Source organism: Alteromonas sp. ABV4_515, assembly GCF_056160345.1.
This window is the reverse complement of record NZ_JBSWWZ010000001.1, coordinates 638,732-660,409: the sequence shown is the minus strand read 5'-3', so window position 1 is coordinate 660,409 and position 21,678 is coordinate 638,732. Positions and strand designations below refer to the sequence as shown.

The window sequence follows — 21,678 nt, the reverse complement described above, 5'->3', positions numbered from 1 at the left end:
GTAGAAAAAGCCTATTTTGTTAAAGCATTTACCAGTTCACCCAAATCCTTCACGATGTAATCCGGCTTTTGTGCTAATGGATACAAGGCTTTGCCTGGTCTGGCGACAAATGCGGTTTGCATACCGGCTGCTTTTGCACCGGCGACATCCCAACCGTGGGCGGCCACCATCAGGGCCTCTTCGGGTTTCACGCCGAGTTTGGCAAGAGCCCACTCATAAGCGCGGAGGTCGGGCTTATAAATTTGAATATCTTCGATACTGTATCTGGCTTCAAAAAAATCTGTTAACTGCGCGTTCTCGAACTGCGTTTTAACGCCGTAATTGGATGAGTTTGTCAGGCTAACCAGCTTATAGCCCTGCTTCTTCAGGGCAGTTAATCCGGATTTTACATCGGCATGAGGCGGCAGGCTGAGGAGCGGTGTAACAATGGCTTCTTTGGCTTGCTCTTCAGTAATATCGATATTGTTATTCTGCGCAACCATCATCAGTGCTGCGACACCAATTTTACCGAAATCCTGATATTCGCCCGAAACGGTTGAAACTAAGGAATAGTGCAACATGGTGGAAAACCATAACGGTAACAGTTCTTCCTGGCCGTTTAATGCTTCGCCCACGGAGTCACGCATATTTTCCAGGTCGAGTAGGGTTTCATTAACGTCAAACACAATGACTTTCGGTTTCACGGGCATGGTTTCTGCCTCCACATTATTCAGTCCGGTAGCGATAAGGACTATCGCGGTCAAACACAGATTTCGAAAATTCATAAATTACCTACGTTCTAAATGATGAGTTGATCTTATTTGTTTTGATTTTTTAAATGAAGTGGCGGATATTGAAACCTGTGTTTAAGTTTCTTAAATGATGTTATGTACAACCTAAGCGATCTTGAAACCTATATTGCGGTAGTGGAAAACCGGGGGATTAACGCCGCTGCGCAAATGCTAAAAGTATCCCCTGCCACTGTCAGCTTGCGCTTAAGTAAGTTAGAGCAAGCGCTATCAACGGTATTGGTGTTCCGTGATAGTCGAAAGCTGAAATTGTCGGCAGAGGGTGAAGTTTTCTATCAGCAGGTAAACACTATTCTTGAGGCACTACGGGACGCAGAATTTCAGATTGGTGCTAGACGCTCATCGGTGAGCGGCGTATTACGAGTCACCATGCCGCCTTGGGTGTTTTCTAAATTTGTATTGCCGGCATTAATGACATTCGAGCAACAATATCCAGATCTCAAACTGGAATTCCTGGTAAACGATCAGTTCGTTAACGTGGTCGAAGATAAGCAAGACGTCGCTATTCGGGTGGGCAAGCTGCCAGACTCCGGATTGCTGGGGCGCAAATTAGTGAGCAACCACCGCTTGTTGTGCGCTTCCCCCGACTACCTTGAACGCTTCGGCACGCCTGAAAACTTAACAGCATTACGCCAGCACCGTTGGGTAGTGCTACCTTGGCAGCGTCAGTTAAAAATTCGCGAAGCTAATAAGGTGGTAACCTTTCATACTGATGCCCGGTTTACGGTGTCTAACTCTGACAACATGACGCAGGCCGTGCTTGCTGGTCATGGTTTGGGGATCAAGTCGTTCATTGCGATTAGGGAAGAGCTGGAAAGTGGCAAGCTCGTGGAGGTTTTGCCCGGTGTGTTAGCCGATGACGGTGCGCCGGTGTGGTTTCTAAAACCGCAAAACAGCCTCACCACCCGTAAAACCGAAGTATTTTTCGGGTTTATGAAATCACTGTTTGCCCAATAAAAAAGGCAGAAGTACATCTCTTCTGCCTGATGGTGTGTTTCCGGTTAGATTACGAATTACCGAAAGAAATACCACATTATGCTGTGCTCTGAACCCATGCTCCACAGCGCTACAGTAATGATCAGTAAGGCTTCGAGGATCAACACGCCCATACACAGAGTAGAGGTGGAGAGAATGAATCCTTCTTTGTCATTAATGCCTAAAAAGCTCGGTGTGCCTGTATACAGTAAGAAAGCGGTGTAAACCACGCCTGCGCATACCGCAGCAACACATAGCCAGAACACCGGATAGATGGCAAACACGCCGCTTAAAAACAGTGGTGTGGCGGTATAGCCGGCAAATACGATGCATTCTGCTCGTGATGGGCGCTCTGGGTATCGCCGTGCCATCCAATGGATAACGCTCCCCACTGCAGCGACTGCTAATAGGATTAATCCGTAAAAGGCTGCGCCTAATATTAATCCGCTAGTTGGTGAAACCTGAAATACTTCTTCGCCACCGAACGTCCAGCCTACGCGGGTAGTGCCGATATACGAACAGACGACGGGAATTAATGCGTACCAGAGCACATGGTGTGTATACAGATGACTTACTGTTTCATGCTCTTCGTTAATAGAACGCCACTCTTTATCCGGGTGATGGATCAAACCCCAAATGTGATTGCTCATAAACAACACTCCTGCTGGTCAAAGAACGAACACTTTCATTATTAACATAAAATAAACATTTGGCTATAACTTTTAACATATAAGCAAGTGGGCTGTAGTAGCTTTATGGAATAAAGCCGCGTTGAGGGCAAAAAAATAGCAGCTCAAAGGCTGCTATTTGCATTGTGGATTGAAACTTCGTATCGGTTAGTCTTCGAAGAAACCTTCATTAGCGCGCACGGTCATCGGGTGATAACCGGGCTTCGCTTCTTCAAACGCTTGCTTCGCAAATGCTTTACCTTCCGGTGTTTTCACCAATTCACGATAAAGTGGTCTCACCAACTTATTGCGGCCGATGGAAACCAGATAATCATGTAAACGGTTATAAGCAGGCTTGTATTCGTTCTGCACTGCAATCATCAGCCAGCTATGCGCGATTTCGTTGTTGTGGCTTTCGGTTAGGCCAAAGGCACTGTCTAGTTCAGCCAACTGTTCGTCAGACAACGACGACGGCATGTTGTTGAGGAAATACAGCCACTCATGGGTGGTCCATGCGGATGTATCGATGTCTGCGGCCGCCTCTTTACCGTTTAGCCATGCAGTGCGAGATGCATCGACTTTATCGAAGGCATCAGACTCAGGCTTAGGTGCGCCTTCAGGCAGACCCGGCTCAAACACCCACTCATTGATACGTTCTTTGCTTAATTTTTCCGGATACTGCTTCAGCAGCGTTTCATCCAGGTAAGTCAGGAAGGTATCGGTGGTAATGCTCTGGAAGCTGAACTTTTTGAAGTAGCTCATAAGGAACGCGTCAAAGTTTTCACGTCCCACTTTCTGTTCCAGCTCGCGCAGGAACAGCGCCCCTTTTTCGTAAGGAATATCGCTGAACACGTCGTCTGCACCGCGACCACGCAGGTCAATGGCGAGGATTTGATCGTTTTCAGGCAAGGCGGCAATATCTGCTTCCAGACTTTGGTAACCCAGCACGGCTTCCATATTGAAGCGGTCTGTACCGTACAGCATTTCCATAATGCGGTAGGTCAGATAAGTGGTGAAACCTTCGTTTAGCCATAAATCCCGCCAGGTAGCATTGGTTACCGTATTACCCGACCAGCTATGCGCCAGCTCGTGGGCGATCAATGAAACCAGGCTCTTATCACCAGCAATAACCGTTGGCGTGATGAATGAAAGACGAGGGTTTTCCATACCACCGAACGGGAATGAAGGTGGCAGGATCAATAAATCATAGCGATCCCAGCTGTACGGGCCGTAGGTTTTCTCGGTCAGTTCCAGCATGCTTTCAGTATCTTCAAACTCTGCCGCAGCTGCATCGAGAATTTCTGGTTCTGCGTACACGCCGGTGCGCTCACCCATGGCTTTAAATTCTAAATGCCCAATGGCCAGCGCAATAAGGTAAGAAGGAATAGGTTGTGGCATCTTGAAGCTGTAGTCGCCATCACGAGCGGTGTCAGGATCGTTCGACGCACTCATTACCGCCAGCAAGTCGGCTGGGGTTTTAATATGGGCGTCGTAGGTTACGCGAACTTGTGGAGAATCCTGCAGGGGAATAAAGCTACGGGCGTGAATGGCCTGCGCTTGGGTAAATAAGAAAGGATATTCTTTACCCTGAGTTTGTGCCGGTGTTAACCATTGTACGCCGGAAGCGTCTTCAGAGGTGGCGTATTCAATAGTTACGGAGGAAGCGGCGTCGGGTAACGAAATCGATAGCGCGGAACCCAGGTTCTCATCTTCTGCAGCCAGCTTAAATTCAACCGGCTTACCTTCTGCAGTCACCTGTTTGATATCCAGATCGCGGGTATCAACAACCAAGGTATCAGCACCGTCTTTAATGCGGTCGAAGTCCAGCGTCACAGAACCAATCAATTGATGCTTATCGAAATCGGCGGTGAGATCGAGTTCAAGGTGAGTAACGCGCACTTCATCCGGATTAGACAGTGAATGATAGTCGGTTCCTGAAACAATCGTGGCTGGTTTTCCAGCCGCAACTGCTGGTTTTTCTGTCGTAGGTTTGTTGTTTTCTGCCGGCTGAGAACAGGCGAACAACAAGGGTGCTGATACGAGCACCAATGAGAGTTTATTCATTGATTTCCTTCACTCTTCAAATTAGTCTGGGCCGGGAAAGTCATCTGTTTAACCCGGGTGACGTACACAATAGCAGGCAGTCGTCGCGTGGAAAACCCAAACGCCGTAAATCGGTGGTGGCAGGCGTTCAGAAGCAGTAGTGTGAAAAAGCATTACGTCTGTAGGCGCAATACGTAACGACTTCATTCATCGTTTCAGGGAGCAAGTTATGAAGAAAGTTCTGGTTATTTTGTTGCTGGTAGTCGTGGTTATTGCTGGCGCAGTGGTTTATTTGGCGAGTGGCGCAAACGACTTTATTCGAGCGCAAATAGAGTCGCAGGGAAGTAAATACCTCGATACACCGGTAACAGTAAGCGCGGTTGATTTGTCCTTCACCGAAGGCCGTATGACCATTACTGATATTGATGTGGAAAACCCAGATGGGTTCAGCGATGAAGATGCGTTTAGCCTGGAAGGTGTAACACTGGATTTAGCTGGTGCAACTGAAGAACCTTATCGCATTCAAGAAATTACCATCAACGCACCGGAAATTCTGTATGAAGTAAATGCGGCTGGTGAGGGTAATTTGCTGGCGCTAAAAAATAACCTGATGGCCAACCTGCCTCAAGGCAATGAACAACCTAGCGAAAGCTCAGGTGCAAGCCCTAAGCTGATTGTAGATAAAGTGACGGTGAGCAATGCCAAACTGATGCTGAACTTTGAGCAATTAAACACCGGCGAGTTGCAAATCGACAAGAAAGCGTACGAGGTTACGTTGCCAACGTTCAACGCGGGCTCTATAGGCCAGCCTGACGGACTTCCAGCAGACCAGGTAGGTGCTGCTATTGTGCAACAAATGTTGGACAACGCTATTAAGCAAGCAAAAGCTGAAGCGAAAAAAGTACTGGCTGATAAAGCCAAAGAAAAAGTACAGGAAAAGATCGATGAAGAGAAAGAAAAGCTGATGGAAAAAGGCAAAGACAAACTCAAAGATCTTTTCAATAAAGACTAATTTTTTACAAGGAACATGGCAATGAGTATGGCTGATGTATCGACCCATACCGCGGCAGAAGATGCCCGTAACGACGACATTCTGATTTACGTAAACGGTGACATTGTTCACCGTGACGAGGCTAAGGTCTCGGTTTACGATAGTGGCTTTATGCTGGGCGACGGGATCTGGGAAGGCATGCGTTTGTATGATGGCAAATGGGCATTCCTAGAAGAGCATATGGATCGCTTATTTGAAGCTGCCAAAGTGGTTGATATGGATTTAGGTATGAGCCGTGAAGAAGTGATAGCCGCGCTGGAAGCCACCCGTAAAGCGAATGACATGCATACCGACGTCCATGCCCGTCTGATGTTCACTCGTGGCAAGAAAAAGAAGCCATTTCAGCATCCGGCGCTGTCGGTTCATGGCCCTACGCTGGTGATTATCTGCGAACATTCTAAGCCTGCCATTGCCCGTCCAATTAAGCTTGCCACTGTGCCCCATTTACGCGGGCTGCCGATGACGCAAGATCCTAAGCTTAACTCTCATTCTAAGCTGAACTGTATTCTCGCGTGTATCGCCGCTGAAAAAGCAGGTGCTGATGAAGCCTTGATGTTGGATGTTCACGGTTTTGTAAACACCACCAATGCATGTAACTTCTTTATCGTGCGCAAGGGGGAAGTATGGACTTCCACCGGCGACTACTGCATGAATGGCATTACCCGTCAGAAGGTCATTGAAGTGTGTAAGCGTCTTGGCTTAACCGTACACGAACGCAACTATTCGCTGGTAGAAACCTTTGGTGCAGACGAAGCGTTCTTAACCGGCACTTTTGGGGCGCAAACGCCGGTGTCACACATCGATGGTCGCGCCATCGGCACCGAGCATCCAGGTCCGGTGACGCAAAAAATTCGAGAAGCCTACTATCAATTAGTTAAAGAGAGCCAGATGATTAAGGAGGCGCAATAATGCGTATCGCAATGTGGTCTGGCCCAAGAAACCTCTCCACTGCAATGATGTACGCATTTGCTGCAAGACAAGACTGTGGGGTAGTGGATGAACCTTTCTACGCGGCATTTCTAAAAGCCAGCGGCGAAGTGCATCCGATGCAGGAAGAAATTCTTGCATCGCAGCCCCAAAGCGCCGATGACGTTATTGCGCAATGCCTGGGTGAGGCACCGAATGGAAAGTCCGTGTTCTATCAAAAACACATGACACACCATATGATGCCCGATTTTCCGATGGCGTGGACAGATAACGTCATCAATGTGTTTCTGCTACGCCACCCAGCACGGGTTATCGCCAGTTACCATGAAAAGCGCGAGAAGCCGGTGCTAGACGATATTGGTATTCGTCAGCAGGCGGTGCTGTTTCAGCGCCAGTTAGACAAAACCGGCACGCCGCCGGTGGTTATCGACAGCGATGACCTATTAGTGAATCCCGCAGCAGGCTTGCAGGCGCTGTGCGAGGCAATTGGCATTCCTTACGATGAAGGTATGTTGCATTGGCCTGCTGGTGGCAACGAAGCCGATGGTGTTTGGGCCAGTCACTGGTATAACGCGGTGTGGGCAAGTACCGGCCTGAAAGCTTCGCCAATGAAGCCACTACCTGAACTAGACGACGAGTTGCAGCTAGTGTGTGAGCAAGCGCTTACTTACTTCCGAAAGCTTGAGCCCTTTAAGCTTAAATTCTGAGCTTGCGTATAGTATCAGTGTGGACTTGTATCGCAATTAGCGGTACAAGTGTTCTATCAGATAGTCTATGAGAAGCCGCACCTTCGTCGACACATGGCGGGTTTGCGGATACACCGCCCAGATCCCGTCATCATCAACCTGCTCGCCAGGTAACACGGTTTTCAGGGTGCCGTTTTCGATGTCTTCCGCCACGTAATAATCCGGCAGCTGAATAATGCCGAGGTGCTTAAGCGCGGCATCACGGATGCCAATACCGCTGTTACAACGAATACGCGGATTAGATATGCGATGGGTGGTTACTCGCCCAGACACCTTGAACTGCCAGTGCGCCGAAGTACCGGCAATACACTGATGCTGGTTCAGGTCCGCAACAGTTTCCGGTATGCCGTTTTCTGCGAAGTATTCCGGCGAAGCACAGGTATAAAGGGTGCGGTAACCCAGACGCCGTGCAATCAGCGATGAGCTTTCCAGATGCCCCAGACGTATAGCTAAGTCATAGTTATCCTGCACCAGATCCAGGATTTGGTTGGTAAGATTCAGTCTTACTTCAATGCGGGGGTGTTCTGCAAGGAAGTCGTTAATCACTGGCGCAATGATGCGTTCACCATAGGTAACCGGCGCAGTGACCATCAGTTTTCCTGAAGGTGCCAGTTGCTGGTCGGAAACAAAACGCTCGGCATCTTCCAGCTGATCAAGAATATGACGACACTGATGATAGAACTGCTGACCCACGTCAGTAGGGGTGACAACCCGGGTCGTGCGATTAAGTAATTTCGACGACAGGCGGGTTTCAACAAGGTTAACCTGGCGGCTGACTTTGGCGGTGGAGATCCCCAGCTTTTTCGCTGCCAGTGTGAAGCTGCGCTGTTCAACCACGGCGACAAATTCAGTGATACCTTCCCAGTTCATGGTCATGCTCCGGTGTTTAGCTTTATTATTGCAAATATGAAAAAGTGATTTTCAATTTGCCTGTATTGTTTCATAACTGTAACTGGTTAGAATAGTAAAAACATACATAGAATTAAGGATTACACTCATGGCAGATGTTATTACCTGTAAAGCGGCAGTTGCGTGGGAAGCGAAAGCGCCACTGTCCATCGAAGAAGTTCAGGTTGCTCCACCTAAAGCGGGCGAAGTTCGTGTAAAAATCATGGCGACCGGCGTATGTCATACTGATGCCTTCACCCTGTCAGGTGAAGATCCTGAGGGTGTATTCCCGGCTATTATGGGTCACGAAGGTGGTGGTATTGTTGAGTCTGTGGGCGAAGGCGTTACGTCGCTGAAAGTGGGCGATCATGTTATTCCGCTTTACACCGCAGAGTGTGGCAAGTGTAAATTCTGTCTGTCCGGTAAAACTAACCTGTGTAGCGCAGTACGTGAAACTCAGGGTAAAGGTCTGATGCCTGACGGCACTACCCGTTTTACCTGTAACGGTAAGCCAATCTATCACTACATGGGCTGTTCAACGTTTTCTGAGTACACTGTGCTGCCTGAAATTTCACTGGCAAAAGTAAACCCGGAAGCACCGCTTGAAGAAGTGTGTCTGTTAGGTTGTGGTGTTACCACCGGTATGGGCGCAGTAACCAAAACGGCAAAGGTTCAGAAAGGCGACACTGTGGCTATCTTTGGTCTGGGTGGTATTGGTCTGTCTGCAATCATCGGTGCGACTATGGCAGGCGCGGGCCGTATCATCGGTATCGACCTGAACGAGTCTAAGTTTGAACTGGCGAAAAAACTGGGTGCCACAGACTGTATCAACCCGAAAGACTACGACAAGCCAATCCAGGAAGTGATTGTTGAAATGACTGACGGCGGCGTGGATTTCTCCTTCGAGTGTATCGGTAACGTGAATGTAATGCGTTCTGCACTGGAATGCTGCCACAAAGGCTGGGGTGAGTCGGTTATCATCGGCGTAGCTGGTGCTGGCCAGGAAATCTCTACCCGTCCGTTCCAGCTGGTAACCGGTCGTGTATGGCGTGGTTCTGCGTTCGGTGGCGTAAAAGGCCGTTCTGAGCTGCCTGGCATTGTTGAAGACTATCTGGCAGGTAAATTCCCGCTGACTGACTTCATCACGCACACGATGCCGCTGGAAGAAATTAACGAAGCCTTCGACCTCATGCACGAAGGTAAGAGTATCCGCTCTGTTATCCACATGTAATGTGCTGAATATGAAAAGCCCCGAATTATCGGTAATGCCGATCAGTTAAGCGATTGACATTTGGCGTAAGAGGATCAAAATCCGATGATCGTAAGGTCATCGGTTTTTTTATGGAACTCAGCGAAGCACTCGCCCGCACATCTATCAATCGACTTACCGAGTTTCGGTGTTTAGCCGATATATTAGAGCCTGAAATCATTGAGTCTTGTCTGGGTAACTGCTCAGCAGGACCCTAATGACAGGCTGCTTTAAAGTTGTTGAGCAGAGGATAGGTAGTTTTGTTCTGTGTAGCTTCGAGAATAGCGCGGATCCAATTCAGAGGATTCAGCTTTTGCTTCCGGCACCTTAAGTGAACGGCATTAGGCTTAAGTGCCGCTTTTTTATTACCTTAAAAACGTAGCAGACCTATCTTCTATCATATAGTTTCTTCCAAAAAAGCGTTTGTTTGAAAGCATATAACACTCATTAAAAATAATGTCATATCTAATAACAAGGGCTGACTCAGGTTTACCGTTATAAGCGACCAAGCTGCTTTAAGATTTTACCGTTATCAAACTCTGACACATCTCTACAGAATTGATATTTTTTATAGGAAGGTAAAGTTTTATCGAATACAGCTAGTTTCTGCGCTACTTGTTTGTGACCTAAAGATTTAATCGAGCCGATATTTCCTGATGCAAAGTCAGCGAGAGCTTTAAGTGAATCGTCAAGCTGTCCGCCCATAATTTCGTGAGAAGCATCTTGATAATCTAATGACCAAATGAGAAATTCATTTTGGCAAAAATAATCAACACCTCCATCGATTATTGTAAATCCGGACTCATTAGATATTCCCTCTAGCGCGGCCGACATACCTCTGCTGTAAACATTCATGAGTGAACGATCTCGCCCACTTACAGACAGAAAATGAAAATCTTTTTGTATTAATAAACCGGAAAATTGGCTTTTCAATTTTGCCAAGTCTGCACAATCTGGAAAGCATTCGAACAACAACTTTCTCGTACGTTGAATTGATACTTCTAACTTCTTAAGATCTACTGCTTTAGCAAACACTCCAGAGGCCGCAGCTCCAGCTTGCGCACCCATACCGGAAAATACATATTCTTTTGGCGTAAGTAACCGATATTTAAAGCTATTATGTGACGAGACTGTAGGCGAACTCGGGGTGCTTTGCGTTTTGTCTAACGAATCCAAAAGACTGCGCGATGTTGCACTTGGTAACTCGAATGCTCTTTCAAAAATTAAATAGGTTTTATCTGATAAGTTCCTATAAACACTTTTATAGGGGGAGCGATCTTCTCGAAGCTCGTTCTTCTCTCCACCGTAATAATCACGTACGGAGTTATCTTTCGCTTTGGAAAAAGCTAGTTCATAAAGTTGCTGCCACATCTTTATTTCAAATCGGAGTGCAAACGCTTTTTTGTTATACCAATCGTTAAATAATTCGCTTGTTATAGCAGAGTTTTCACTAAGGTCTGTTATCAATTCATCGCTAAGCTTAGTTAAAATAGGAGGAATAATGTCTTTAGCAAAATAGCCAATCTCAGATACTAATTTATCATACTCCTTTTTCGATGATATCTCGTTTGAATTAAGCCTTTGTATGAGTTTTATTCTTTGAAGCGCTACGTCATCTATAGTTTTCATAGAATTTTTGCTTTCAATAACGTTTTCATCAATCTTTAATTCATCTTCTATAAGTTTTTGCCTTAAATTCCCAAGCATAGCCATTAATGGGTGCGATTGATATTTACCTTCAAATTGTCTTATAACCTCTAGCGCTTTGTCGTTCTGCTTTAACTGCGTATATATTGCCGCAAGTCCAAACATTACATCAGGCGCGCGTCGTTCATTCGGAAAGTGCTTAAGAAAGTACTCATAAATTAATCTTTTCTGCTCCCAATCTTGAGTCTTCTTCGCTAAATCAAGTAAGTCGCTCGCACTAAGGTCTTCCATCTTTGGTGTTGCTGCTTCTTGGGGCTTCTCGTTTTGACTTAATGTTCTACTCTCGGAATTAGGTGCTTGTGTTAATGCTTGTGAGTTTCTTTCGTTTTCAGAGGGCTTATATAGAGGTTTGCTGCCTTCTATAGTGTTTACGTGACGCGCCGTAATTTGTCTTTGTGTTGTTTTATTCTCTGCAATTATCGCCGCATTATCGTTTGATAACATATCTACGGGGGGCATGGAATAAAGCAAGGAAGCACCATCGAATCTGGAGCTTTTGTTTGTTTGAAGTTTTTTGATAAGAACTAGCATAGTATTTCGGTGCTTATTGTTCCTGTCATTTATTATATTTTTCACATCACTTTTTATTCCCCAGTAAATTGGTACTCCTTCTTCTCTATTTAAAGTAAGAAAACGCAGCACTGCATAGGGTAAATATTCTGAACTTTTATGTTCCTTGATAAGCTCGTGAAGAATCACTCTTTCTCTTTTCGCCAGCTTTTGTTTTTGTCTAAAATTACTGGTTGTTAGGCTTTCTTTTGACACTAACTCACTGAGAATTTCTTGACTGGCGAGCGCTTTCTCGTAAAGTTTATTAGCCTCTGTATTTTCATCAGATAAAGCAATGTTGCAAGAGAAACTCAGAACGATGAAGCAAAGAAGCATTTTAGAAAGGGGAAGTGCTTTAGTTTGGTGCATATAGAATTTCCAATGTCCGTATTGTATAGCCTCAAATAGGCATAGCTACGCATCCAATATCTTTACTGAGCTGCGCTTTAAATAGCATTCAAAGTCAACGAATGATGCTATCTGCGAAATTTGATCCACTAACTAGTGCTGATACTGTCTCGCTTTATATAGTCAATAAAAGTTAGATTTAACTTAAGCCTACCCCATATTGAACAAATATTAACCTTAAATATGGATAAATTAGCTCACTAAATAACAAATCTTTGTCTAATCAGTTAAATACGAACAAGAAAAGGTTCGACGAAAAAGTTGGATATTAATGGCTCATTTGTTAAAAGGCGTATTTCCGAACCAGCTAAGCTTACGTGATCAGGGCGAGAGCATGAACGTTCAAATATCGTTCAGCGCTACCAACCCCGCCGCTAAAACCTTTTCCAAATAATCAGTGCTACCGTGCGCACGTTTCTGTTTCCGTGGCACTCTCACTTTTCTGGTTGTCTTTGCTCGAAGCATGTTCAAGGCAAGCTTCCGTGCCCCTGATAGTATTTCGGCGGCATTGCCACGATATATCTGGCATTCATCTTCTTTCATCGAGACATCAAGGACCCAATGAAGACTGTTTTCTACTGCCCAATGACTTCGCACGGCATTGGCGAAGCGGGCTTTAGTCAAAGCGGCTGAGCTAATGTAGTACCGGTATTCCAATGATGCTTTACCGTTTTTGGGCTGCCGATAGCTTAACGTAACGCCTATCGTTTTCAGCCCTTTCTCGCGGAACCAGTTGAAGTGTAAATCACCAAAATCTTCGATGTCTTCCCAGCCTCTTGCTCCAGCGATGGAAGAACACACAACAAGGAATAAAATATCAGTGAATAAATGCGCCACCTTAGCTGATTGACGAGGATCTTCTAACTCACTAAAAAGCTGTTCAAATGCGCCTGTGCCCATGACTCTCTCCGCAAAAGAAAGTAGAAGATCACAGTCACTATATTTCGTCCAGTTGTAATATCTACTGTTAACTCAACTGTTCAATAAATGTCCCCAGAATTATACTAGATATCAAAAGAAATGCTGCACAGTTCAAGCTTGAAGGAAGGTGTGAAAGAAGTTATCCAAGGTGTTTAAAGGCGTCGAAGAATCGGTATCCAATCGCTAGAAAAAGAAATGCCGCTCACCTTAAGTGAACGGCATTACCGAATTATCGGGGCTTTTAGTTATGGTCATGAAAGGCGGAGCATCCGTGCTCCTAGTCGATTGGACTTACTGGGTCATGATGCGGGCAACGTTTTCTGACACGCTAACCGCACCTTGATATATCTCATCCATCACGGCTTGTACGCTCTGGATCTGTTCTGCATTGGCATCTACGTCATTTTTCACTTCAGACATTTTGTCTCTGGCGCGTTGAGCAAGACCTTTGTTTTCGCCTACCACGTTTTCAATCTCGATGGTGGAGTCGCTGGTACGTTTTGCTAACTGGCGAACCTCGTCAGCAACAACCGCAAATCCACGCCCTTGATCGCCCGCTCGGGCCGCTTCAATCGCTGCGTTAAGTGCGAGTAGGTTGGTCTGATCAGCAATGCCGCGAATGGTAGATACGATCTGTTCGATATTGGCCGATTGCGTGGTGAGTCGCTCGATTAACTCGTTGGCGTCGTCAACTTCTTGCAACGTGGCGTTAAAGAAGTTCACTGAGTTCGCCAGTGACTCGGTGCCACGCAATGCAATCTGCGAGGTCTCTTCTGAAATAGCCACAGCATGCTCAGACGCTCTGGCTATATTGTTTTGCTCGTTGACCCGTTTGGTAATGTCAGCAGCAAACTTGATGATTTTTATTACCCGGCCATCTGGTGAGTAAATCGGGTTATATGTGGCTTCAAGCCATAGCATTTCACCGGCAGCATTTTTACGTTTGAATTGCCCAGACTCGAACTTACCGTTAGCAAGTTTATCCCAGAAATTAGGATTGTCGATGTAGAAGTCGTCGTAGCAGAACATACGGTGGTGCTTGCCGCGGATTTCGTCGAGGGTATAGCCTACAGTTGATAAGAAGTTATTGTTTGCTGTCAGAATAGTGCCGTCTGGCTCAAATTCGATAACAGCCGTGGACCGGTCTAGGGCATCGGAAATGGCTTTATTCGCTTCAGCGGTTTCAATCTGTTTTGTAATATCAGCACAAATTTTCAGTACACTGGTAATGACCCCGTTGTCATCAACGATAGGGTCATACGATGCTTCCAGCCAAACAGCAGTGCCGCTACGATGGCGACGACGAAACTGACCAGTGCTGGCGCGCCCGCTGTGCAAATCGCGCCACATTTGAGCGTATTCAGGAGAATTCTTATATTCGTCGAAACACAAGCTGCTGTGATGCTGACCAATAAGTTCGTTGGCAGAGAAGCCGAAGATAGCAGCAAACTTATCGTTGGTTTCAGTGACGATACCATCAGGCGTGAAAATAACATACGCGTTATGACGTTTTACGGTATCTGAGAATGCTTTGTACTGATTCGCATCTTGAGAAAGTTTCGCGATATGATTTTCGTAGGTTTTTTTCAGGGCAAACATTAGAAGTCTCGCGCTTTATTATTAATTATCATAACCATACTACTTTCATTGGTTTGAATTGTGAGTTAGTCAAAAGGATAAAGTTTGTCTACCCAATTGAATTTATTACTAAAATAAATCTGACTTTATGAAGTCATGACAAATTTTAATAAATTGGTGTAATCAGTTTGTACTTAAATGTTAGGACAGAATGTTAAGGCAAACTAATTTTACCCATCGTGGTTTCAGGAATGCCGTAGCGGTTATCTTTGAAGCAAGGGCCCCCAGCAAGCGTTTCATTCGCCAGTATGGCGAATAACAGCGCTTCTTTTGCATCAGGGTCGATACCCAGCTCAGCGAGGTTTTTCAACGTAATGTTGGCTGGTAAGTCCGCTTGGATTGCCGAGGTTAACATTGGATTATGCACGCCTCCGCCACTTAGATACACGGTGGTATCCATACTCGTTTGAACGGCATCAACAATGCCATTGGCAATCGCTTTGGCAGTGAATGCCGTTAGCGTAGCCACAACATCCTCTTTGGGTAGTGTCAGTGTTTGGCTGTGTAAACGAGACTGATGCAAATACTCAAGGTTAAACACTTCCGGCCCGGTCGTTTTAGGCACGGGCGCATCAAAAAATTCGAAGCGTAGTAACTCGTTCAGCAGAGCTTCGTTAACCGTGCCACGCTTCGCGATTTCGCCGTTTTTGTCGTAGCGCAAATGAGAAAAGTGTTTCGACACAAAAGCATCGAGAATCGTATTACCCGGTCCAATGTCGGTACTGAAAACGTCCATGGCTTGCTGACCAGCGGGTAACCAGGTGAAATTAGCGATGCCTCCAATATTTAGTAACACTCGGTTTTCGGTTTCGCTGCCAAACACCAGGTAGTCGCCATACACTGCCAGCGGCGCACCTTCCCCCCCCGCAGCAATATGCTTTTGACGAAAATCTGAAAGGGTAATTATGCCGGTAGCCGTGGCAAGGCGGTCACCGTCGCCAATTTGCAAGGTGCCGTTGCCGTAGTCTGGTAAACCGTGTTGTTCTTTCGGACAGTGGAATATGGTTTGACCATGACTGGCAATACAGTCAATGGTTTCAGGCTCGACCTGCCATTTGCTCAGGGTTTGATTAATAAGCGCGGCGTGACAGTCGGCCACCCAGCCATTCAATAGGGTGACTTCCTGTAAATCCACATCCCGGCGGGCAAAAACTTGCTGAATGGCAAGACGGAATTCAACATCATAGTTAACCGTGGTGAAGCGCTCTACCCGCACTATCGTTTGCTGGCCGTGGTATTGAATGTCGCATAGCGCGATATCCAGACCATCCAACGAAGTTCCACTCATCAAACCGAGAATTTTTCGGCTGGATTTGTTACCACTGTTATAAAGGCGTTCTATATATTTGTTCATGCTCTCTGGCCGGTTAGCAATCCGTATTGCAAAAGCAGTAGAATGGCGCAAGATACTACAACGCACTGCGAAACAGAACTCGAATGCTGTTAGTAAGTCCAAACTAGCACAGACTATGTGTATAGTCGTGAACAAAGATTCAGGGTGAGATTACCCGTGATAAAAGTGCGACCGGCTTCGGTTCGCCAGTAGAAGAAGAAGGTAATGAGTAACGATGTTGTCAAACAAGGTTTTTCGCCGTATCGGATTTCGTATTCTGATAGTATTACTGGGCGTGCCGATGCAGGTGAATCTCGCCATGAGTGCTGAATTTTCTAAATCACAAATTCGGCAGAATATTGCTCAAAAGCTCATGCTCGACATGCGCTATTTTTGTCACGACGACAATGACAAATGCCGTGAGCCTATGACGGTTTTGCCAGAGTCGTTAGCTGATTTAATTGAAGATACTGGGCTTGGTGGTGTGATTTTGTTCAGTGAGAATCTGCGCTATCCCAATCAAATTGCGGCCCTTACAAGTGATATGCAGAAAGCGGCACTCAGTAGCAAAGCTGGACAGCCCTTATTTATCGCTATCGATCAGGAAGGGGGGCGCGTGTTCCGCACGCCGAGAGTATTCACCACCGATTTTGCGGGCAATATGGCGATTGGTGCAACAGAAGCGAAGCACGGTACCCGGTTCGCATCAGAAAGTGGACAGATCTTAGCGCAGGAACTTAAATCGTTAGGGATTAATACCAATTTCGCGCCCAATGTGGATGTGAATGCCAATCTCGAAAACCCAGTGATCAATGTGCGATCTTTCGGTCAGGACCCAAAACTCGTTGCAGAGATGGGGGAGGCACAGGTGAGGGCCATGCAAGGTGAAGGTGTGCTAGCAACGTTGAAGCATTTCCCTGGTCACGGCGACACGCATACTGACAGTCATCTGGCCTTACCGGTTGTCGACCATACCAAAGCGGTAATCGATGCCGTTGATGTATATCCGTTTAAACAAATTATCGCCAAAGCCAATCCCGCCATGGTGATGACAGCGCACATTCAGTATCCACAGCTCGACGACAGCACCCTGCTAGACCGTGATGGCAATCCGCAAATTAAACCGGCTACGTTATCCCATAAAATCCTTACCGGCATTCTACGCGACGAACTTAATTTCGATGGCATTATTGTGTCAGACGCTATGAACATGGCGGGTATTGCTAAATTTTTCGACCAGACCGATGCGGTTGCGGCTTCTTTTGCAGCAGGGACTGATGTGGTGGTTATGCCATTGCCCATGCATAACAAACAAGACATCAAACGGTTCAATAAGCTGCTTGATGCGTTAGTGAAAAAAGTGCAGAAAGGTGAGCTCGACGCGAAGCAAATTGCCCGTTCTGCTGAACGCATCCGCGCCACGAAGCAGCGCTTTGGGTTAGCCAAGTGGCCAGCACCCTCGCCAGAACAATTGGCCGCGAATTTGTCTGCTAACAAACAAGAAGCCCAAAAACTGGCTGATGCCGCAGTGGCTGCTTTGTCTGGCATGGCGAAGGATTATGTTATCCCGGAAAGCGACAAAGTACTGGTTTTGATGCCGGAAATGAATGTGTGCAGTGCCCTTGAGTATCACATCACGTTGTACCGCCCGAAGCAGCAAATTATGTGCATGAGTTTGCAGCAAATTAACGCAGCGTCACTGAAATCAGCGCTGCAACAAGTAGACAGCGTGGTGGTTGGCAGTATGACACCAACACCAAGCCTGGTTGAGCTTGGTGGTATGGAAGATATGGCGGCGAATCAGCAACAACTGATGGGGTTTGATGAAGCGCAGGCCATGCTACCGGGTTTGTTTGATCAGGTTCAGGCCAGCGGCAAGCGCAGCATTCTGGTTTACCTGCGAATGCCTTACGACAAAGCGCGATTGGACACCCGTGCTGGTGCGGTTCTGGCCACCTACAATGCGAATGTGTATGCCCTGTCTGAAGACGAAGATGCCCGCTTTACCGGCGGCACGATGGACAGCCTGGCAAGGGTGTTAATCGGCCTGCTTAGCCCATCAGGTGGATTACCTGTGTCGCTGACAAACTCTGTTCATACTGAAGCGGCACCTCATCCCGCGCGATTTGAATGGGCCAATGATTAGGCGCTTTCGTCGCTACGCCACATTGACACTGGCGACCCTTATCGGCGTGACACCCGTGCTCGCCGATGGGCTCTCGGGCCAACTGGTATTGCAATCAAAAAATCGGGGACAACGTGTTTCCGGTGTGTTTACTACGCCGGGTGAACGCGCCCGGCTGCGTATTTTTCCCATGCAGTACAGTCAGGTCATCATTGAAATTAACCATCAGATTGTCTACCAAGGCGAACTTAGCCCTACATCGAAAGAGCCGCTGATCTTAAATGACAAATCCGCAGTGCACGCCGGAGAAAACACGCTTACGCTCACGCTCACTGAGGGTGATGTTGCCGTGGCGGTGGATTATCCGCAGCTTGAGATGGCAGGCGAAGACGCAGCGCTGACAGAACCCCAGAAGCGTGAACTCAGGCAAATCATAAGTCGCTATTCAGGCACAGACCCCAATACCAGTCTGTACCCTGGTGCGGCTTTACTGGTGGCCCGGGGCGGAAAAATCCTCTTTGCTGAAGGGCAAGGCATGGCGCAATATCAAGGGGCAACAGACGGCGAGCTTTACCCGTTTACTGCCCCTCGTAAGGTGCACGCTGACACTGTGTTCGATTTAGCCTCGGTGACCAAGGTGGTGAGTACCACTGCTGCGATAATGCATCTTGTGAGTAAACGAAGTTTGTCACTCACCGATACCCTGGGCGAATTGTTACCCGGCATGTCCGGCACAGATAAAGCGCAAATCACATTGCAGCAACTTTTAACGCATCGAGCGGGCCTGTGGGAGTGGCAGCCTACCTGGCTGCATAAAAAGCGCAGTCGAAGTTCTGTTTATGCTTATCTGGCAGCGTTACCTCTGCGCTATTCGCCGGGAGAAAAGCGTGCTTATTCTGATATTGGGTTTATGTTACTCGGTGAAATTGTGGAGCATACAACGGGCTCCCGTCTTGATGACTATGTGCAAAACACCGTATTTGGTCCACTAGGCATGAATCACACCCGCTATCTGCCGCCTCCAGAATGGCGAAGCAATATCGCCGCGACGTCATTAGGTAATAGTTATGAACAGCATATGGTCTCGTCGGGTAAGCCTTATCCGATTCTAGATAATCCACCGTTCTCCAATACGTTCCCTGGTTACCGTAATGATGTGCTTAATGGCGAGGTTAACGATGGTAACGCCTGGTACGGACTGGAAGGTGTGGCGGGTCATGCGGGATTGTTTTCTACCGTGCAGGACCTGGCTGTTTTCTGCCAGACATTGTTAAATGGCGGTGGTTACGGCAACACCATGCTGGCCGATCCGGAAACCCTGCATCAGTTTTTGCAAACGCCTTACGATACCAATCAGGCGCTGGGGTTCTGGCGATTTGAAAATGGTGAAGGGCGAGAAAGCTTCGGGCATTCTGGGTTTACCGGCAGTGAAATCATGTTTAGGCCAGACGACCAGCTCATCGTGATCATGTTGACCAATCGGCAACATAATAGACGCTCTGCCGATGGTACATACCCTTCTGTTAAACCTGCCTGGAATGCGCTACTCAGAGCGCTTGACGGGTTTTGGTAGCGGTATTATCCCGGTTTTGTGATTGCTTGTAGCAGTGGTAAAGATACACACTGAGTAGCGCCGAAGCACCTACTAACATCACACTTAGCGCTATTTTCCAGCCAGATTGAACAACTACCCCTTTGCCCATTAATGAGAAAATTATCATTTGCGGAATATAGCCAATGGCCGAACCAAGGATAAATGACTGCGGTTTCACGGCAGTTACGCCAGCAGCAAGATTGGTCAGTAAATTGTTACCAATGGGCAGCAGCCTGATGACAATGGTTTTGAGAAAGCACCGCTCCAGAAGGAAGTCGTTAATCTTGGTAATTTTTTCTGGGAAACGCTTGTTTACCCAGCGACGGGCCCACAGTCGAGACACGGTAAAGCACAATGCGCAACTTGTTGTCGCTGCTAATGTGGCATAGATAAATCCTTCGGTGAATCCAAACGCATATCCAGCTAAAAATGCCACGACCTGACGGGGTATACCTACCGATAAAAGGCCCGTTGCCAGAGCAAGAAACAGCACAACGCCATTGATACCCTGGTTTCGCGCATGCGCATCAATCCAAGCCTGATCAAAGCCGATCAAAGCTGGAAGCTGGCTAAGCAATTCACTGGCAGCAAACAGCACTAACAACAGTAGTATCAACTTTATTATGAGGTTTTTCAGCATGGAGCCAGAAATGAGATTGCTATTTTTCATCGACTGAAAGCGCGGAGGCTGAATAACGCTTAAGAGAAAGGAAGGAAACTAACATACGCCTGATAGGTCAGGCGTATGTTAGAAGAAGGCCAGCTTATTTAGCTTTACCTTGCTTAGCTACGGCATCCATCATCGCTTTGATGGCTTCCGGGTCGCCCAGGTATTCTTTTGAAATCGGCTTCAGATCTGCATCCAGTTCGTAAACCAGTGGAACACCAGTAGGAATGTTCAGTTCCAGCACTTCTTCTTCAGACATGCCATCCAGATACTTAACCAGGGCACGCAGGCTGTTACCGTGAGCAGCAATAACCACTTTCTTGCCGCTCTGAATTGAAGGGCGAATCACATCGTGCCAGTAAGGCAGTACGCGATCGATGGTCAGTGCAAGGCTTTCTGCGCGAGGCAGGATGCTAGGATCAACATGGCTGTAACGACGGTCATGGCCAGGGAAATGTTCACTGCTTTCTTCAACCGCCGGAGGTGGTACGTCGAAGCTACGACGCCAAATTTTAACCTGATCTTCACCGTGCTTCGCAGCAGTTTCGGCTTTATCAAGGCCAGTTAGCGCACCGTAGTGACGCTCGTTCAAGCGCCAGTGGCGCTCAACTGGCAGATAATGCTGACCCATTTCTTCCAGCGCCAGATTCAGGGTTTTAATCGCACGCAACAACACAGAGGTATAAGCGATATCAAACTCGAAGCCAGCATCTTTCATCAGTGTACCTGCGTTTTTCGCTTGCGCGACGCCGGTTTCTGTCAAATCCACATCTTTCCAGCCGGTAAAACGGTTTTCCAGATTCCACTGACTTTCGCCGTGACGGATTAGTACCAATTTATACATATAGGTTCCCTAAGACTTGGTGTTGGATAGAAAGTGGTAAAGGCATTCAGACTGCTATGCCAAATTTACAATCGAAATTGCAGTAATCATCCTTTATTCACGGTTAAAAATCCAGTTTAGCTGGTCGGGCTACCACAACTTATTGGTATTAGTTATTGAAATAAAGGCACTTTTTAAGACGGTATTTAGAGAATAAACCGGGTTTGGTGTGTTTTATGCTTCGTCAAAGGGGGAAAGAAACTTTTTAGCTGGTCTGAAGAGCGCATTCAAACCTGAATGGTTACGTCGGGCAGGTATTTAAATTGTGCAGGGAGTAACGACAATGTGTCTTGATTCTATCAAAATTCAAAAAAAACGCGGTAAAGCAATAAAATTAGGCGCTGACGACGCGGCTGATATTAAGGGTGCTGGTAAGCAGTATCGTTACAAGGCGCGAGGTACGCGCAGTTCACAACTGGTGAATAAATCGATTTCTTCTACGTCTCACGCCAGCTATTAATTCGCACTCGTTTACCGCTCATTCAGGCCGGTTGCATCGGCCTGAATGACAAAAAATC

16 protein-coding genes and 4 pseudogenes are annotated in these 21,678 nt (G+C 46.9%); 8 read left to right on the top strand and 12 right to left on the bottom strand.

From position 1 onward, the window contains the following. Positions 1–11: 11 nt before the first annotated feature. Complete coding sequence (locus ACXAGX_RS02815) at positions 12–689, bottom strand: haloacid dehalogenase type II (protein ID WP_474836813.1); 678 nt, start codon at positions 687–689, stop codon at positions 12–14. Between the two features lie 177 nt (positions 690–866). Here ACXAGX_RS02815 and ACXAGX_RS02810 point away from each other — a divergent pair, with 177 nt between their 5' ends. Beyond that, a complete protein-coding gene (locus ACXAGX_RS02810) occupies positions 867–1,745 on the top strand; it encodes a LysR family transcriptional regulator (protein ID WP_474836456.1) in 879 nt (292 codons plus the stop codon). A 56-nt stretch (positions 1,746–1,801) separates the two neighbouring features. Here the strand turns inward: ACXAGX_RS02810 and ACXAGX_RS02805 are convergent, their stop codons facing one another. Both ACXAGX_RS02805 and ACXAGX_RS02800 read right to left on the bottom strand, forming a co-directional pair. Further along, a complete protein-coding gene (locus tag ACXAGX_RS02805; protein ID WP_474836454.1) occupies positions 1,802–2,413 on the bottom strand; it encodes a Yip1 family protein in 612 nt (203 codons plus the stop codon). 186 nt (positions 2,414–2,599) lie between these two features. Beyond that, entirely contained in the window at positions 2,600–4,495 is a 1,896-nt protein-coding gene (locus tag ACXAGX_RS02800) for a M1 family metallopeptidase (RefSeq protein ID WP_474818821.1), read from the bottom strand. 208 nt (positions 4,496–4,703) lie between these two features. Here ACXAGX_RS02800 and ACXAGX_RS02795 point away from each other — a divergent pair, with 208 nt between their 5' ends. The 3 genes from ACXAGX_RS02795 to ACXAGX_RS02785 are packed head-to-tail and all read left to right on the top strand — an operon-like array spanning position 4,704 to position 7,159. Then, positions 4,704–5,486, top strand: coding sequence for a hypothetical protein (locus tag ACXAGX_RS02795; RefSeq protein ID WP_070123427.1), 783 nt, complete (start codon positions 4,704–4,706; stop codon positions 5,484–5,486). 21 nt (positions 5,487–5,507) lie between these two features. Continuing rightward, positions 5,508–6,434 carry a D-amino acid aminotransferase gene (locus tag ACXAGX_RS02790; RefSeq protein ID WP_474818822.1) on the top strand — a complete coding sequence of 309 codons (927 nt, stop codon included), beginning with the start codon at positions 5,508–5,510 and terminating at the stop codon, positions 6,432–6,434. Continuing rightward, positions 6,434–7,159, top strand: coding sequence for a sulfotransferase-like domain-containing protein (locus ACXAGX_RS02785; RefSeq protein ID WP_474836452.1), 726 nt, complete (start codon positions 6,434–6,436; stop codon positions 7,157–7,159). The genes ACXAGX_RS02790 and ACXAGX_RS02785 overlap by 1 nt, the downstream gene beginning before the upstream one ends. 36 nt (positions 7,160–7,195) lie before the next feature. Here ACXAGX_RS02785 and ACXAGX_RS02780 read toward each other — a convergent pair whose 3' ends face one another. Beyond that, entirely contained in the window at positions 7,196–8,068 is an 873-nt protein-coding gene (locus ACXAGX_RS02780; protein ID WP_474836450.1) for a LysR substrate-binding domain-containing protein, read from the bottom strand. A 127-nt stretch (positions 8,069–8,195) separates the two neighbouring features. On the opposite strand from ACXAGX_RS02780, the gene ACXAGX_RS02775 reads away from it, so the two are divergent. Next, on the top strand, positions 8,196–9,317 hold the full coding sequence (locus ACXAGX_RS02775) for an S-(hydroxymethyl)glutathione dehydrogenase/class III alcohol dehydrogenase (protein WP_474836448.1): 1,122 nt from the start codon (positions 8,196–8,198) through the stop codon (positions 9,315–9,317). 513 nt (positions 9,318–9,830) lie between these two features. Here the strand turns inward: ACXAGX_RS02775 and ACXAGX_RS02770 are convergent. The 6 genes and pseudogenes from ACXAGX_RS02770 to ACXAGX_RS02745 all read right to left on the bottom strand — a co-directional run bounded on the left by ACXAGX_RS02770 (position 9,831) and on the right by ACXAGX_RS02745 (position 15,912). Continuing rightward, positions 9,831–11,960, bottom strand: coding sequence for a tetratricopeptide repeat protein (locus ACXAGX_RS02770; protein ID WP_474836446.1), 2,130 nt, complete (start codon positions 11,958–11,960; stop codon positions 9,831–9,833). 381 nt (positions 11,961–12,341) lie between these two features. Continuing rightward, a pseudogene (locus tag ACXAGX_RS02765) lies at positions 12,342–12,719 on the bottom strand (ISAs1 family transposase); the annotation flags it as partial. Between the two features lie 9 nt (positions 12,720–12,728). Beyond that, positions 12,729–12,899, bottom strand: a pseudogene (locus tag ACXAGX_RS02760) (transposase family protein); the annotation flags it as partial. 312 nt (positions 12,900–13,211) lie between these two features. Next, a pseudogene (locus tag ACXAGX_RS02755) lies at positions 13,212–13,571 on the bottom strand (methyl-accepting chemotaxis protein); the annotation flags it as partial. Between the two features lie 171 nt (positions 13,572–13,742). After that, positions 13,743–14,519, bottom strand: a pseudogene (locus ACXAGX_RS02750) (PAS domain-containing protein); the annotation flags it as partial. 193 nt (positions 14,520–14,712) lie between these two features. Next, a complete protein-coding gene (locus ACXAGX_RS02745) occupies positions 14,713–15,912 on the bottom strand; it encodes an anhydro-N-acetylmuramic acid kinase (protein WP_474836444.1) in 1,200 nt (399 codons plus the stop codon). A gap of 214 nt (positions 15,913–16,126) precedes the next feature. On the opposite strand from ACXAGX_RS02745, the gene ACXAGX_RS02740 reads away from it, so the two are divergent. Further along, positions 16,127–18,037 carry a glycoside hydrolase family 3 protein gene (locus ACXAGX_RS02740; RefSeq protein WP_474836442.1) on the top strand — a complete coding sequence of 637 codons (1,911 nt, stop codon included), beginning with the start codon at positions 16,127–16,129 and terminating at the stop codon, positions 18,035–18,037. Further along, positions 18,030–19,589 (top strand): serine hydrolase domain-containing protein, encoded by a 1,560-nt coding sequence (locus ACXAGX_RS02735; RefSeq protein WP_474836440.1) that lies wholly within the window; start codon positions 18,030–18,032, stop codon positions 19,587–19,589. The genes ACXAGX_RS02740 and ACXAGX_RS02735 overlap by 8 nt, the downstream gene beginning before the upstream one ends. On the opposite strand, the gene ACXAGX_RS02730 is transcribed toward ACXAGX_RS02735, so the two are convergent. Together ACXAGX_RS02730 and gpmA are read right to left on the bottom strand one after the other, a co-directional pair. After that, on the bottom strand, positions 19,564–20,280 hold the full coding sequence (locus tag ACXAGX_RS02730; RefSeq protein ID WP_474818831.1) for a TVP38/TMEM64 family protein: 717 nt from the start codon (positions 20,278–20,280) through the stop codon (positions 19,564–19,566). The genes ACXAGX_RS02735 and ACXAGX_RS02730 overlap by 26 nt on opposite strands. A 94-nt stretch (positions 20,281–20,374) precedes the next feature. Continuing rightward, positions 20,375–21,121: a 2,3-diphosphoglycerate-dependent phosphoglycerate mutase gene (gpmA, locus tag ACXAGX_RS02725; protein ID WP_474818832.1), complete on the bottom strand. Its 747-nt coding sequence runs from the start codon at positions 21,119–21,121 to the stop codon at positions 20,375–20,377. Positions 21,122–21,443: 322 nt separating this feature from the next. Here gpmA and ACXAGX_RS02720 point away from each other — a divergent pair, with 322 nt between their 5' ends. Next, complete coding sequence (locus ACXAGX_RS02720; RefSeq protein WP_474818833.1) at positions 21,444–21,620, top strand: hypothetical protein; 177 nt, start codon at positions 21,444–21,446, stop codon at positions 21,618–21,620. Positions 21,621–21,678 lie beyond the last annotated feature (58 nt).